The following is a 14,924-nucleotide window of genomic DNA, read 5'->3' as shown; positions in this document are numbered from 1 at the left end:
GGTCTCTCTCCGTTATCCGGCCTCGGCGATATCGAGCGCCTCGTCCACGTCCACCGCAACCAGCCGCGAGACGCCGGGTTCGTTCATGGTGACCCCGAGCAAGTGGGAGGCCCGCTCCATGGTGGTCCGGTTGTGGGTGATCAGCACGAACTGGACCTTCTCGGACATCTCTTCGACCAGATCGCAGAAACGACCGACGTTGGCCTCATCCAGCGGGGCGTCCACCTCGTCGAGGAGACAGAACGGCGCCGGGTTGAGGTTGAAGATGGCAAAAACCAGCGCCACCGCACTCAGCGCCTTCTCGCCGCCGGAGAGCAGATGGATGCTCGATACCCGCTTGCCCGGCGGCTGCGCCATGACCACCACCCCGGTGGACAGCAGATCGTCGTCGGTCAGTTCCAGATAGGCGCGCCCGCCCCCGAACAACCGGGGGAAGAACCGCCCCAGCCCCTCGTTGACCTGATCGAAGGTCTCACGGAAACGCGCCCGGGTCTCCCGGTCGATGCGGCGAATCGCCGTCTCCAGGGTCTCCAGCGCCTCGTTGAGATCAGCGTGCTGCTCGTCCAGATAGCCGCGGCGCTCCTCCAGCTGCTGGCACTCGTCGATGGCCGCCAAGTTTACCGATCCCAAGCGCCGGATACGCTCGCTGACCTGCTCCAGGGCCTGCTCCCACGCGGCGACGGTGGCATCCGCGGCCAGGCGCTCGGCCACCTCGGCCTCCGATTCGCCGAGTTCGGCCAGGGCATCGGCCTCGTGGCTGCGGTGGACGCGCAGCTCGCCGGTCTCCAGGCGCAGCCCCTCCAGCCCCTCGCGCAACTGCTCGGCCCGCTGCTCGGCCTCGGCCCGCGCCTGCTCCTGCTCGCGCAGCTGATGATCCAGATGCTCAGCCTCGCTGCGCGCTTCGGTCAGCTGCGCCTCCGCTTCGGACCGGCGCGCCAACAGGGTCTCGCGCTTTTCGGTCAATTCGGCAACCGGGTCTTCATCGTCGCCCAGAGCAGTCTCCAGCTCCGCCCGACGGCGGTCGTAGCGCTCACGCTGCTCCTCGGAGCGGCGCAGCTGCTCGCGCACGGACTCCAGAGCGGTGCGGGCACTCTCGAGCTTGCCGGCCAGATCGTAGCGCCGCTCACGGGCCTCGCGCAGCCGCTCGCCGGCGCGCTCGAGTTGCTCGCGCTGATCCTGCTGCTGCGCCTCGACCTCGGCGGCGCGCTCGGCGGCCGTGGCGGCAGCGGCGGCGGCCTCCTTGGCAGCGGCGGCGGCCTCCTCCTGCTCCTCGCTGGCCGCATCGCGCTGCTCGACCAGGCGGCTGCGCTCTCCGGACAGCTCCTCGCGCCGCTTCCGAGCCTGCTCGAGGGACTCGCGGCGGTGTTCCAGACGAGCCTGCAGGTCGGCGTGGCGCCGGTGCAGCGGACCAAGCTCGGCAGCCAGTTCATCGCGCCGGCGCTCGGCCTCGGCGGCCCCGCCGCGGGCGTCGGCGAGCCGGCCCTCGGCCTCCTGGACCCGCGCCTCGGCATTCTCCACCTCCTCGCGCAGAGCCTGGATCTCCTGCTCGCGCTCGAGCACACCGCTCTCGGCGTCCTCCTGCCCGGGCAGGCGCACCCAGTTGGCGCCCATCCACACCCCGTCGGGGGTGACCACCGTCTCGCCGGCGGCCAGCTCGGGGCGCAGGGCCTCGGCCGTGGCGGCGTCCGGGGCGCAGCGGATCCCGGCGAGCAGCTCGCGGGCCGCCTCGCTGCCATGAACGTGCGCCGCCAGGCGATCCTCGGCCGGTGCCGGCAGCGACTGGACCTCGCCGACCAGGGTCAGCGGCCCGCCGTCCGGGGCCCCCTCGCTGGGCAGGAATTCCGGCTCGATGCAGACAGCCTGCAGGGCGTCACCGAGGATCGCCTCCACCGCCCGCTGCCAGCCGGCATCGACACGGACCGTCTCGGCCAGGCGCGGGGCGGCGGCCCAGCCGCGGCGTTCGAGCCAGGCGTGGCGATCGTCCCCGCGCCGGCCCAGGGCCGACTCCTGCAGGGTCTCCAGGGAGGTCAGCCGGGCCCGCGTCCCGGAGACCGCCTCGCGGGCCGCTTCCAACTCCCGGGCCGCCTCGTCCCGCTCGGCGGCGCGGGTCTCCAGCTCCTCGGCGGCGGCATCGCGGCGCTGCTGCAGGTCCTCAAGTTCGGCGGAGAGCTGTTCCTCCTCCGACTCCAACTCGCTGATGGCGCTCTCCAGCGCGTGCAGATCCACCGAGTCGCGCTCGTCGTCGAGGGCCTCGATGCGCTCGTCGAGCTCACGGACCCGGCGGGCGGCGGCGTCATGACGAGTCCGCTCCACCTCCTCGCGCCGCTGCGCCGAGGTCTGCTCGGCGCGGACGGCGTCGGCCTCGTCGCGCCAGGCATCCAGGCGCCCGCGAGCGTCCTCCTGAGCGGATTCCGCCACCTGCTCCTCTTCGCTGGCCGCCTCCAGGGCCGGTTCCAGCTCCTCGACCCGCTCCTCGAGGACCGCGCGCTTGTCCCGATCGGCGGTCACCGTGGCGTCCAGCTCCTCCAGCGCACGGCGGGCCTCGGCCAGCTCCTCCTCCCGCCGGCGACGCAGGTCGCGGGCACTCTGGATGCGCTCGTCCACCGAGGCGATCTCGGCCCCGATCTCGTAGTAGCGGCCCTGGATGGTGTTCAGCGCCTCGTGGCGCTCCCGGGCCGACTCGCGCAGGGTCTCGATCTCGCGCTCGGCGCGGCGCTGCTCGGCCACCGCCGACTCGCGCTGGTTCTCCTGCTCGCGGATGCTGGCGTCGCGCTCGGCGATGCGCTGATCCAGATCACGCAGCCGCAACAGCGAGAGTTCACCGCGTAGGCGCCGCTCCTCAGCCTTGTAGGAGCGGTAGCGCTCGGCGGTCTCGGCCTGGCGGCGCAGCTTCTCGAGTTGCTTGTGGACCTCGTCGCGGACATCCTCAAGCCGCTCCAGGTTCTCGCGGGTATCCCGGATGCGGCGCTCGGTCTCGCGACGGCGTTCCTTATAGACGGAGATGCCCGCAGCCTCCTCGAGGTAGACGCGCAGCTCCTCGGGGCGGGACTCGATCACCCGCGAGATCATGCCCTGCTCAATGATGGTGTAGCCCCGCGGCCGCAGGCCGGTGCCCATGAAGACATCCGAGATATCGCGCCGCCGACAGCGGGTGCCGTTGAGGGCGTATTGCGACTGCCCCTCGCGATTGACCTGGCGCTTGACGGAGATCTCGTTGTAGGCGGCGTACTGGCCGCCGATGGCCCCGTCGGTGTTGTTGAAAATGAGCTCGATGCTCGCCTTCCCCACCGGCGAGCGGGCGCTCGAGCCGCTGAAGATGACATCGCTCATGGACTCGCCGCGCAGGTGCTTGGCCGAGCTCTCGCCCATGACCCAGCGCACGGCGTCGATGATGTTCGACTTGCCGCAGCCGTTCGGCCCCACGACGCCGACCATGCGTCCGGGCAGGGGCACCGAAGTGGGGTCCACGAAGGACTTGAAGCCGGCGAGTTTGATCCGCTTGAGATGCATCGTAGAGACGACGGGCGCGTCCGGTTAGGATAACGGACCATTATCAAGCCTCACCGGACCCTTGGAAAGCCATGTCGACTGAACCCTCGAACGCCCTGGAGACCTTCGCAAACCCCAACCCGGAGCGGGATTACACCATCCGGATGGAGATCCCGGAGTTCACCTGCCTGTGCCCGAAGACCGGCCAGCCCGACTTCGCCACGCTCAACCTGGAATACACCCCGGACCGGCACTGCGTCGAACTCAAGTCGCTGAAGCTCTACATCTGGTCCTACCGCGAAGTAGGCGGGTTCCACGAGGCGCTGACCAACCAGATCCTCGCCGACCTGGTCGACGCCACGCAGCCGCGCTACATGAAGCTGACGGCGCACTTCAACGTGCGCGGCGGGATCTGGACCACGGTCGAGGTGGAGCACCACGGCCGCTGACCCCAGGGGCGGCATGAGCGGGCCCGGCGCACCGTTCTCAACCCGCTTCGCCCCCTCGCCCACCGGGCCGCTGCACTTCGGCTCGCTGGTGGCGGCGCTGGGCAGCTGGATCGAGGCCCGCCACCACGGCGGGACGTGGCATGTGCGCATCGACGACCTCGACCCGCCGCGCGAGGAGCCCGGGGCCGCCGATGCCATCCTGCGGATCCTGGAGGCACACGGGCTGGGCTGGGACGGCGAGGTGGTCTACCAGAGCCGGCGCGGTGCGGCGTACCAGGCCGCGCTGGAGCGCCTGCGCGGCGCCGGCCTGGCCTACCCGTGCGCCTGCTCACGCCGCGAGATCCAGGCCGCCGCCCGCCGCCACGGGGCCATCGGGGCGGTCTACCCGGGCACCTGCCGCGACGGGCTGCCCGCCGGCCGCGACGAGCGCGCAGTGCGGGTGCGCACCGACAGCGCGCGGATCCGTTTCAGCGATGGCGCCGCCGGCTGCATCACTACCGATCTGGAGGCAGAGGTGGGCGATTTCGTCATCCGCCGCGCCGACGGCTTCTTCGCCTACCACCTCGCCTGCGCGGTGGACGATGCCGCCTTCGGTTACAGCCACGTCATCCGCGGTCAGGACCTGCTGGTCTGCACACCGCCACAGATCCACCTCCAGCGCCTGCTCGGGCTGCCCACCCCGATCTACCACCACCTGCCGCTGGCGTTCAACGAGCACGGCCAGAAGCTCTCCAAGCAGAACCGGGCGCCGCCGCTGAGCGAGGAGCGGGCCGCGGCGAACCTGGTCGAGGCGCTGGGTCTGCTCGGCTATTCGGCCCCGGAGCGGCTGCGCCGAGCCGCCCCCGCGGAGGTGCTGGCCTGGACCCTGGCGGCGCGCGCCGGATCAGAACCGCTGGCTTAGCGCCACCCGCACCTCGCGGCGCTCGCCCTGCACCCGTGGGGCCGCCAGGTAGCGCTCGTCGGTGGCGTTGTTGACGCGCAGGTCGAGCCGGGCGCCCCGGGACCATTCGAGGGTGCCGCCGAGGCTGTGCACGGTGTAGGCGTCGGTGCGGTACTCGTTGGCATCATCCAGGTACCAGCCACCCACGTACTCGCCGCAATACCAGAGGCTGAGCGGCAGGGCGGTGTACGCGCCCAGATCGTGGCGCAGCTCCAGGCCCGCCAGGTGGCGGGGTACGCCCTCCAGGTGGTTGCCGCGCTGCTGCGGCTCTTCCTCATCGTAGCTGCGGCTGCGCTGGATGGTTACGTTGGGCACCACCTGCCAGGCTTCGGTCTGCAGCCGGTAGCGCGCCTCGACCCCTTCCACCTCCACCTCGCCGACCGCGCGGAAGTAGTCCTCATCCGGATACGCCTCATCCTCCTGCGGCAGGTTCTCCTCGCGCAGGTGGTAGGCGGCCACGGCCAGTTGCTGGCGGTCGGTCGGCGCATGACGCCAGCCGAGTTCGGTGATCGCGCTCTCCCGCGAGGGGAGAAAATCGCCGTGACGATCCTCGCCCTCATTGGGGCGCAGGCCGGTCCCGGCGTGCACGTAGACGCGGCTTCGCGGGGTCACATCCAGCTCCGCCCCGGCCTGCCAAGTGACCCCACGGTCCTCGGCCACCACCGCCAGCTGGGGATCGTCCTCATCGCCCTCGCGCACCTCGTACTCGTTGTGGCGCACCCCGGCGGTGAAGGCCCAGCGCTCGCCAAGCTCGATGCGATTGGCCAGGTAGGCCCCGTACCGATCGACCTCCTCCGGGCCCTCCTGGCGCTCCAGGGCCAGGTTGCCGAGGCGGATCCCGGAGAAGTCGGGATCCCGGGGATCAACGCTGAACTGCTGCCACCAGTCGCCCTCGTCATCCCAATAACGCAGCTGGTCGCGCTGGAAGTCGATCTCCTGTCGGTGCGCATCCGCGCCGGCGACCGCCTGCCACCGTCCCCAGTGGGTGCGCCGCTCGAAATCGACCTGCAGCCGAAGATCCTCCTGGGTGTATTGATCATCGACTCTGGCCGCGTAGCCGGCCACCGGCTCCGGCGCCGGCAACAGGCCAAAGGAGTAGAACCCCAGGATCAACTCCTCCCGGTCCACCTCGGAGTACGCGGCGCTGAGCGAGACGCCCAGGCCCTCGGTGAGCTGGTGGTCCCAGTAGAGCGCACTGCGCTGATAGCGCCGGTCGCTCTCCTGCTCCGGGCTGTGCAGCGGGGTGTCGTAGACCGGGCCGTCCTCCAGCCAGACGGTGCCCATGTCGTAGGGCCGACGATTGCGCTGGAATTCGTGCTCGAGGCGCAGCTCGCCGTCGGCGTGGTAGCGCCAGGCGAGGCCACCGAGTACATGGAGCCGCTCAGTCGGCTGCGCGGCGGGACGGCGCTCGCCATCCTGGCCGGCCAGTGTCAGGCGGTAGGCGAGGTCGTCGCCGATCGGCCCGGTGCTGTCAGCCACCACGCGCCGGTGGTCCGGATGGCCCACCTCCACGCCCACCTCATGGGCCGGCGTGTGTTCCGGTCGCTTGCCGTGGTAACGGATGGCGCCACCGGGTGAGCCGACCCCCTGGAGGATCGCATCGGGGCCGGGGACGATCTCGACACGCTCAATCGTGTAGGGGTCGCGGACGAAGAGCCGATCGATATCCGTCAGACCGTTCCACTGCGGGGTAGTGACGGTGAAGCCGCGCAGGGTCCAGGCGGTGCCCAGGCCGCCTTCCTCGCGCCCGGCATGCCCTCCGGGCACCCCGCCGGCCAGCCCTTCCAGGCGATCGGGGCGGCGGGTCGCGAGGGTGGACTCATCCAACTCCGTGCGGCTGAAGCCGGCCCGGTCCGTCGCACGGGCGCCCTCGCCCCCAGGGATGTCTCTGCCCACAGCGGGCTCGGAGAGGACGGTGACAGGTGGCAGGGCGCCTTCCGCAGCAACGGCCCACCCCGCGGCCAGGGGGCCGCCGAGCACCAGTGCACCCAGGCTTATGGACGGTAGCGCGCGCATCAACATCCCTTTGGTGCGGTCGACTGGGGGCGAGGATACGGGACCCCGGGGCGTCGGAACAAACTGACGGCGGCTTCGGAAACTGGCCACGCTGCGGCCGCCGTGCTACTTTCCGTAACATAACGAGAGCGCCCCGAACCGGCGCCGCCTGGAGGAGATTCCTGTTGCGCAATGGACCCGGACCCGCTGCCGGAAGCGTGGCGCTGTTCCTGCTGGTGCTCTTCCTGCTGGCCACGCCGTTCACCGACTGGTGGATGCAGGCCCAGCCGCCCTGGTACGTGCCATACCTGGGCTGGGCAGTGGTCATCGCCTTGGGCGGCTGGCTGATCGAACGGGGGAGCGGGCGTGACCTTTGACCTGCTGACCCTGTTCCTGGTGGGGGTCGCCTACCTGGGGCTGCTGTTCGTCATCGCCTTCGCGGTGGACCGACGCTGGTTCCCGCGGGCGGTGGTCCGTCACCCGGTCTTCTACGTCCTCGCCCTGGGGGTCTACGCCACCACCTGGAGCTACTACGGCTCGGTGGGCTTCGCCGACGAGCACGGCCTGATCTTCGCCACCATCTACCTCGGGGTCACCGCCGCCTTCCTGCTCACGCCGGTGCTCCTCGCCCCGCTGCTGCGTCTGACCACCAACCAGCAGCTGACCTCCGTGGCCGACGTCTTCGCCTTCCGCTTCTCGAGCCAGTTCGCCGGCGTCCTGGTCACCGCCATCATGCTCGCCGGGATCCTTCCCTACATCGCCCTGCAGATCCGCGCCGTGGCGGAGTCGACCCTGGTGCTCACCGGCGGGGGTCACGACCCGCGCCCCCTGGCGCTGGCCTTCTGTCTGATCGTGACGGTCTTCGCGATCATCTTCGGCGCCCGCCACGTCACTCCGCGGGTGAAGCACACCGGGCTGGTGGTCGCCATCGGCCTGGAGAGCCTGGTCAAGCTCGGCGCCCTACTGATGGTCGCCTGGGTGGCCGTCGACCTCGCCTTCGACGGCCCGGCGGGCCTGTCGGCATGGCTGCGCGAGCAGCCACAGCAGACGGACGACTTCTATCAGCCGGCGCTGGAGGGGCCGTGGCTGAGCCTGCTCACCCTGACCTTCGCGGCCGCCTTCCTGCTGCCACGCCAGTTCCACATCCTCTTTACCGAGAACCTGTCGCCGCGCAGCCTGACCCGCGCCAGCTGGGCCTTCCCGCTCATGCTGCTGCTGCTGGCGCTGGCGGTGCCGCCGATCCTCTGGTCCGGCACCGCGCTGGATGCCGGCACGGCCCCCGATTACTACGTACTCGGCCTGGCCGCCCTATCCGGCTCCGAGCCGCTGACCCTGCTGGTGTACCTGGGGGGCATCTCGGCAGCGACGGCGATGATCGTCGTCTCGACCCTGGCCCTGTCGTCGATGACCCTGAACCACCTGGTCATGCCGCTGATCAAGTCGCTACCGCATCAGGAGCCCGACCTGTACGCCACCCTCCGCTGGACCCGGCGGTTCCTGATTACCCTGCTCATCGTCTTCGGGTTCACCTTCTACGAGTTGCTCGACCGCACCGAAGCGCTGGTCGAGTGGGGGCTGATGTCGTTCCTGGCCATGGCGCAGTTCCTGCCCGGGATCATCGGCGTCCTCTACTGGCAGCGAGCCACGGTCTACGGCTTCGTGGCCGGCCTGCTTGGCGGTGCGCTGATCTGGCTAGACACCGTGCTGCTGCCGGCACTGGCCGGTACCGAGCCGTTCTTCCTGCTCGGCTTCCCCCAGGCCCGCGAGAGCGCCACTGAGCTCTACGGCATCGCCACCTTCTGGTCCCTGGCCCTCAACGGCCTGCTCTTCGTGGGCGTCTCACTGTTCACGCCGCAGCGCTCGGCGGAGCGACAGGCCGCCGAGGTCTGCCGCGACCAGACGGCAGCGGTCGCACCCGGCACCCTGCAGGCGGCCTCGCCCTCGCAGTTCGTGGTCCAGCTAGCACCGGTCACCGGCGAGGAAGCGGCACGCCAGGAGGTCTCCCAGGCGCTGCACGACCTGGGGCTGCAATGGAGCGAAAACCGGCCCGACCGCCTGCGCGCCCTGCGCGATCAGGTCGAGCGCAACCTCTCCGGAATGATGGGGCCGATGCTCGCGCGGATGATCGTCGACAAGCGGCTCCAGCTCGACCGGACGGCCCGCACGGCGCTGACACACAACATCCGCCAGATCGAGGAGCGTCTGGAGTCCTCACGTAACCGATTCCGCGGCCTCGCCGCGGAACTCGACCGACTGCGCCGCTACCACCGCCAGATCCTTGAGGACCTGCCTCTGGGGGTCGTAGCGGTCACCACCCACGGCCGCGTGGTGCGCTGGAACACGGCGATGCAGGGCCTGTCCGGCATCCCGGCGAACACCGCGCTGGGCTCAAGGATCTGCGACCTGCAGGCACCGTGGGATTACCTCCTGGACCGGTTCCTGACCATCGAGCAACCACAGCACCAGGAGCAGATCCCGCAATCCGGCGGTGAGCAGCGCTGGCTGTCGCTGCACAAGACGTGCATCCGCGAATCCGGCCGCGGGCGGACCGGCGACACCCTGATGATCATCGAGGACATCACCCACATCCGCCGCCTCGAGCGGGAGCTGGCCCACAGCGAGCGGCTGGCCTCCATCGGCCGACTGGCCGCGGGCGTGGCACACGAGATCGGCAACCCGGTGACCGGCATCGACTCCCTGGCACAGAACCTGCGCGGCGAGTCCGACCCCGAGATCCTGCGCGAGAGCGTCGACGAAATCCTCGAACAGACACGCCGGATCAACAACATCGTGCAGACGCTGATCGGCTACGCCCACGCCGGCTGCGCCGACGAGCGAACACCGGACCCCGTGCCGCTGAGCGAAGTTGTCGAAGAGGCGCGCCGGCTGGTCCAGCTGAGCAAGCGCGGCCAGGACCTGGAGATCGACAACCAGCTCTGGGCCGAACTCCAGGTCCGCGGCGACCGCCAGCGGCTGGCCCAGGTCTTCGTCAACCTCTTCTCGAATACGGCCGACGCCTGCGGCCCTGGCGGACGGATCGCAATCTCGGCGCGCCGGTACGGCGACCGCGTGCAGATCCGCGTGGTGGACAACGGCCCGGGGATCCCGGCGGAACTGCTTGATAAGGTGATCGAACCGTTTTATACCACCAAGCCCGTGGGTCAGGGCACCGGCCTGGGGCTGCCGCTGGTCTACAACATCGTCAGTGAACAGGGAGGCGAGTTCTCGATCACCGCCGACAGCGGCGGCACCACGGCGTGGATCACGCTGCCGGTGCTCGATGCCGCGCCGCCGGCCGAGCACGCCGCGACCAAGGAGGAATAACCCCAAATGGCCGACCTGCTGCTCATCGAGGACGAATCGGTCATCCGCAAGGCCCTGGAGCGGCTGCTGAGCCGTCACGGGTACAGTGTCCACCAGGCCGACTCTCTCGAACAGGCCCAGGAGCGCTGGAACCTGGACGCCTTCGACCTGATCCTCGCCGACATGCGCCTGCCCGGCGAGCCCGGCACCGAGGCCATCGAGCGCACCACGGCCCCGGTGATCATCATGACCAGTTACGCCAGCGTGCAGTCGGCGGTGGAAGCCATGCGCCAGGGCGCAGCGGACTATATTGCCAAACCCTTCGACCACGACGAGCTGCTGCTGCTCGTCGAGCGCACCCTCAAGGAAGGCCGGCTACAGCGCCAGAACGCCGCCCTCAAGGCCCACGTCGAGCGCGATTACCCGGTCACCGGCATCGTCGGCAACTGCGAGGCGATGCGGGCGGTCTTCGAGCGCATCCGCAAGGTCGCCCCCACCGATACCTCGGTGCTGATCCTGGGCGAATCGGGCACCGGCAAGGAGCTGGTGGCCCGGGCGCTGCACGAGCAGAGCGAGCGCCACGAGGGGCCTCTGGTGGCGGTGAACTGCGCGGCGATCCCCGACGGACTGATCGAAGCAGAGCTCTTCGGCCATGAGCGGGGCGCCTTCACCGGCGCCGTCGGCGCCCGTGCGGGGCTAGTGGAATCCGCCGACGGCGGCACGCTGTTCCTGGATGAGATCGGCGAATTGCCCCAGCAGGCCCAGGGACGACTGCTGCGGGTCCTCCAGGAGGGGGAGATCCGGCGCATCGGCTCGACACAGGCCCGGCGGGTGAACATCCGCCTGGTGGCCGCCACCCACCGCGACCTCAAGAGCCTGGCCGGCGCCGGCGAGTTCCGCGAGGATCTATTCTTCCGGATCAACGTGATGGAGATCCGCCTGCCCCCGGTGCGCGAACGCGCCCCGGACATCCCCGAACTCGCCCGCTTCCTGCTGGAGAAGACCTGCCAGCGGCTCAACCGCGCCCCTCTGGAGCTCTCGCAGGCAGCCATCGACGCCATGGGCGCATACTCCTGGCCGGGCAACGTGCGCGAGATGGAGAACACCATCGAGCGGGCGGTGATCCTCAGCGAAGGCAACACCATCAGCCCGGATATGCTCGGCCTGCCCGCGGCCGAAAGCGCGGCAGCCGGGTCCGAATCCGGCGCCACGGCCGAGACTGGCCCACGCCAGGACCTGTCCCTGGAGGACTACTTCCGCCAGTATGTCCTGACACACCAGGATCACATGACCGAGACCGCCCTGGCCCGAGGGCTCGGCATCAGCCGCAAGGCGCTGTGGGAGAAACGCCAGCGCCACGGGATCCCACGGCCGGGTAGCAACCGGGCGTGACGTGTTACCTTTCGACACACCTGTGGACCGGAAGGCGTGCAACCTCGTAACACTTTGCTCTGCTATCCTCCCCGCGTGACCAGAGCGCGGGCACTTACGGCCGGGTCGTCGCCAGGAGACGGCCAGCTTGACCGACCAGAAATCCGGGAGGAGAGAACGATGTCGGAGACCAAGGTGTACCCTGTCCCCGAGGCGATCCAGCGGGACGCCCATCTGAACTTCGAGCAGTACCAGGAGATGTACAACCGCTCGATCCAGGATCCCGAAGGGTTCTGGTCGGAGCAGGCGGATAAGTTCCTGGACTGGTTCAGCAAGTGGGGCACCACCTGTCACTGGGATCTGGCCAAGGGCGACATCCGCTTCTTCGAGGGCGGGACCCTGAACGTGGCCTATAACTGCGTGGATCGTCACCTGGAGACCCGGGGGGATCAGACCGCCATCATCTGGGAAGGCGACGAGCCGGACCAGGATGAGCACATCACCTATCGCGACCTGTACGAGCGGGTTGGCCGCTTCTCCAACGCCCTGAAGGCCCGCGGCGTCAAGAAGGGCGACCGCGTCTGCATCTACCTGCCCATGGTTCCCGAGGCGGCGGTCGCCATGCTCGCCTGCGCGCGCATCGGCGCCGTACACTCGGTGGTCTTCGGCGGCTTCTCGCCCGAGGCCCTGCGCGATCGGATCCAGGACGCCGATGCCGAGGTCGTCATCACCTCGGACGAGGGTGTGCGTGGTGGCCGCAAGATCCCGCTCAAGGCCAACACCGACAAGGCCCTGGAGGGCTGCCCCAACGTCAAGACGGTCTTCGTGGTCCGTCGCACAGGCGGTGATATCGCCTGGAACGACGGGCGCGACGTCTGGTACCACGAGGCCTGCGCCGAGGCCTCTCCGGACTGCCCGCCGGAGCACGTGGACGCGGAGGATCCGCTGTTCATCCTCTACACCTCCGGCTCCACCGGCAAACCGAAGGGGGTGCAGCACAGCACCGCTGGGTACCTGCTTGGCACGGCGATGACCCACAAGTACATCTTCGACTACCAGGATGGCGAGGTGTACTGGTGCACTGCCGACGTCGGCTGGGTGACCGGCCACTCCTACATCGTCTACGGCCCCCTGGCCAACGGCGCGAAAACCCTGATGTTCGAGGGCGTGCCCACCTACCCCGATGCCGGTCGCTTCTGGCAGGTGGTGGACAAGCACGAGGTCTCCATCTTCTACACCGCCCCGACCGCCATCCGCGCGCTGATGGGCCAGGGCGACGACCACGTGAAGAAGACCTCGCGCAAGAGCCTGCGCATCCTCGGCACCGTCGGTGAGCCGATCAACCCCGAGGCCTGGGAGTGGTACTACCACACCATCGGCGAGGACCGCTGCCCCATCGTCGACACCTGGTGGCAGACCGAGACCGGCTCGATCCTGATCGCGCCGTTGCCCGGCGCCATGGACCTCAAGCCCGGCTCCGCCACCCTGCCCTTCTTCGGCGTGGAGCCGCAGCTGGTCGACGACAAGGGCAACGTGCTCGAGGGCGCGACCAACGGCAACCTGGTGATCAACCGCGCCTGGCCGAGCATGATGCGCACCATCTACGGCGACCACGAGCGGTTCATCAACACCTATCTCGCCGCGTATCCGGGCAAGTACTTCACCGGCGACGGTGCCCGCCGTGACGAAGACGGCTACTACTGGATCACCGGCCGGGTCGACGACGTGATCAACGTCTCCGGCCACCGGATGGGTACGGCCGAGGTCGAGAGCGCCCTGGTGCTCCACGAGAAGGTGAGCGAGGCCGCCGTGGTGGGCTACCCCCACGACGTCAAGGGTCAGGGCATCTACGCCTACGTCACCCTCATGGCCGGCGAGGAGCCGAGCGAGGAGCTCAAACAGGAGCTGGTCAAGCTCTGCATCCAGGAGATCGGCCCCATCGCCAAGCCGGACATCATCCAGTTCGCGCCGGGGCTGCCGAAGACCCGTTCCGGCAAGATCATGCGCCGCATCCTGCGCAAGGTCGCCGCGAACGAACTCGACAGCCTGGGTGACACCAGCACCCTGGCCGACCCGACCGTGGTGGATACCCTGATCGAAGATCGGGCCAACCAGTAAGGCGGGAGACGGACGGGGCCGGGCAACCGGCCCCGTCCTGCTGTTCCTGAACCCGGACCCTAGAACACCAAGCCCTAGAGACCCATGTCACCCTGGATCTACTTTCTCGTAACCCTCGCCATCGCCTGGCACGGGCTGACCTACAAGGACCCGGACGGCGATCACCCCACTGTGCACCTGCTCTTCGGCTGCATCGCCCTGATCTTCGCGATGCGCTTTCTCTTCGTCGATATCCTCGGGCTGCCGATCCTCGGCGTGGCGCCGCTGGACGCGGCCTGAACCACGCCACGGCACGGCCCGTTGAGGCGGGCCGTGGTGGGGTTGGGTCGGGTAGAGAGAAAGGCGGGACGGACATCCCACCCGGCAGGATCGGGCACGGCACGGCAGACGCCGCACCATCCCCTCTCTTCTGATGCGCTAGTCGGGCCGCTGCGTATAGGCCCGCTGCTGGCTGTCCTTCTCCGGATCGGAAAGCTTGCGCTCCGACTCCGGCAGCGCCAGTTGTTCCTCGATATAATCAGCCCGCTCGGAAATGCTCGGCTGTCCGTCCGGACCCATGTGGAAGAACCGGGTCAACCACCCCGGGCCGTCGTCCACGGCCTCGTCCAGCTCCGCCGCTTTGCGGTAATCGGCCAGCGCCTTTTCGTGCTCGCCAAGCCGGTCATAGGCAATGCCCCGATTCGCGTAGGCGCCGGCGAATTCCGGGTCGATCCACTCGATGAACCGATCGTAGAGGTCGATAGCGCGCTCGAACTCGCCGAGCTCGAGCAGCGTGGTCGCCTTGCCCAGGTGGGCGTAACGGTGCTGCGGCGCCTCCTCCAGCGCCCGGGAATACTCTTCCAGGGCGCGCTCGTAACGCCGATCCTGGAAGGCACGGTCGCCGGCGATGGTCTTCACATCGCCCGGGCCCCGATCCGGTGCCACGCCCTGGTACAGGGCATAGCCCAGCGGCAGGAGCGCCGCCACGATGGCGATCACCACCCAGGTCCGGTACCCCCGCTCGGTAATCTTGATCATTGCAACACACCCAACGTTGCGGAATTCAGGAAGAAAGAAAACACCGGCAGGATGATGGCGGTCAGCACGCGGGCCCGCCGTTTCTGCCCCGCCAGCTCCTCTTCGGACAACTCCCGATCCAGTCTCCGCTGCAGCCGCCGGACGCTCAACACCCAGATCCACTGACTGACGGGATAGAAGAGCAGGACGACCAGCAAAACGACCCAGAACAGGAATTGAAGCGTCGGATCCATATCGCTCGC

General features: G+C 69.0%; 11 protein-coding genes. 7 read left to right on the top strand and 4 right to left on the bottom strand.

The features are described 5' to 3' along the window. Positions 1-12: 12 nt before the first annotated feature. Positions 13-3,510 (bottom strand): chromosome segregation protein SMC, encoded by a 3,498-nt coding sequence (gene smc / locus LRA98_RS03120; RefSeq protein WP_238632718.1) that lies wholly within the window; start codon positions 3,508-3,510, stop codon positions 13-15. Between the two features lie 71 nt (positions 3,511-3,581). Between smc and queF the strand changes: the two genes are divergently transcribed. Together queF and gluQRS are read left to right on the top strand one after the other, a co-directional pair. Next, complete coding sequence (queF, locus tag LRA98_RS03115; protein WP_238632720.1) at positions 3,582-3,938, top strand: preQ(1) synthase; 357 nt, start codon at positions 3,582-3,584, stop codon at positions 3,936-3,938. A gap of 13 nt (positions 3,939-3,951) precedes the next feature. Then, complete coding sequence (gene gluQRS, locus LRA98_RS03110) at positions 3,952-4,839, top strand: tRNA glutamyl-Q(34) synthetase GluQRS (protein ID WP_238632722.1); 888 nt, start codon at positions 3,952-3,954, stop codon at positions 4,837-4,839. Here gluQRS and LRA98_RS03105 read toward each other — a convergent pair. Beyond that, entirely contained in the window at positions 4,822-6,894 is a 2,073-nt protein-coding gene (locus LRA98_RS03105) for a TonB-dependent siderophore receptor (protein WP_238632724.1), read from the bottom strand. The two genes, gluQRS and LRA98_RS03105, sit on opposite strands and share 18 nt — an antisense overlap. Before the next feature lie 164 nt (positions 6,895-7,058). Between LRA98_RS03105 and LRA98_RS03100 the strand changes: the two genes are divergently transcribed. From LRA98_RS03100 to LRA98_RS03080, 5 genes are all read left to right on the top strand, one after another. Continuing rightward, positions 7,059-7,250 (top strand): hypothetical protein, encoded by a 192-nt coding sequence (locus LRA98_RS03100; RefSeq protein ID WP_201171796.1) that lies wholly within the window; start codon positions 7,059-7,061, stop codon positions 7,248-7,250. Next, positions 7,240-10,197: an ATP-binding protein gene (locus tag LRA98_RS03095; protein ID WP_238632726.1), complete on the top strand. Its 2,958-nt coding sequence runs from the start codon at positions 7,240-7,242 to the stop codon at positions 10,195-10,197. The genes LRA98_RS03100 and LRA98_RS03095 overlap by 11 nt, the downstream gene beginning before the upstream one ends. Positions 10,198-10,203: 6 nt before the next feature. Then, the gene (locus tag LRA98_RS03090; protein WP_201171802.1) at positions 10,204-11,568 is read left to right on the top strand and encodes a sigma-54-dependent transcriptional regulator; all 1,365 of its coding nucleotides are present in this window, start codon (positions 10,204-10,206) and stop codon (positions 11,566-11,568) included. Positions 11,569-11,727: 159 nt separating this feature from the next. Then, a complete protein-coding gene (gene acs, locus LRA98_RS03085; RefSeq protein WP_201171803.1) occupies positions 11,728-13,665 on the top strand; it encodes an acetate--CoA ligase in 1,938 nt (645 codons plus the stop codon). Between the two features lie 84 nt (positions 13,666-13,749). Beyond that, complete coding sequence (locus LRA98_RS03080) at positions 13,750-13,944, top strand: hypothetical protein (protein WP_201171804.1); 195 nt, start codon at positions 13,750-13,752, stop codon at positions 13,942-13,944. A gap of 138 nt (positions 13,945-14,082) precedes the next feature. On the opposite strand, the gene LRA98_RS03075 is transcribed toward LRA98_RS03080, so the two are convergent. Further along, on the bottom strand, positions 14,083-14,682 hold the full coding sequence (locus LRA98_RS03075; protein WP_201171814.1) for a tetratricopeptide repeat protein: 600 nt from the start codon (positions 14,680-14,682) through the stop codon (positions 14,083-14,085). After that, positions 14,679-14,915 (bottom strand): hypothetical protein, encoded by a 237-nt coding sequence (locus LRA98_RS03070; protein ID WP_201171817.1) that lies wholly within the window; start codon positions 14,913-14,915, stop codon positions 14,679-14,681. The genes LRA98_RS03075 and LRA98_RS03070 overlap by 4 nt, the downstream gene beginning before the upstream one ends. Between the last annotated feature and the right edge of the window lie 9 nt (positions 14,916-14,924).

Origin of the sequence: Halorhodospira sp. M38, from assembly GCF_022227985.1 — a bacterium.
Lineage (GTDB): Bacteria > Pseudomonadota > Gammaproteobacteria > Nitrococcales > Halorhodospiraceae > Halorhodospira > Halorhodospira halophila_A.
Note: the sequence above shows the minus strand (reverse complement) of the source record. Positions and strands in the feature narration are given on the sequence as shown.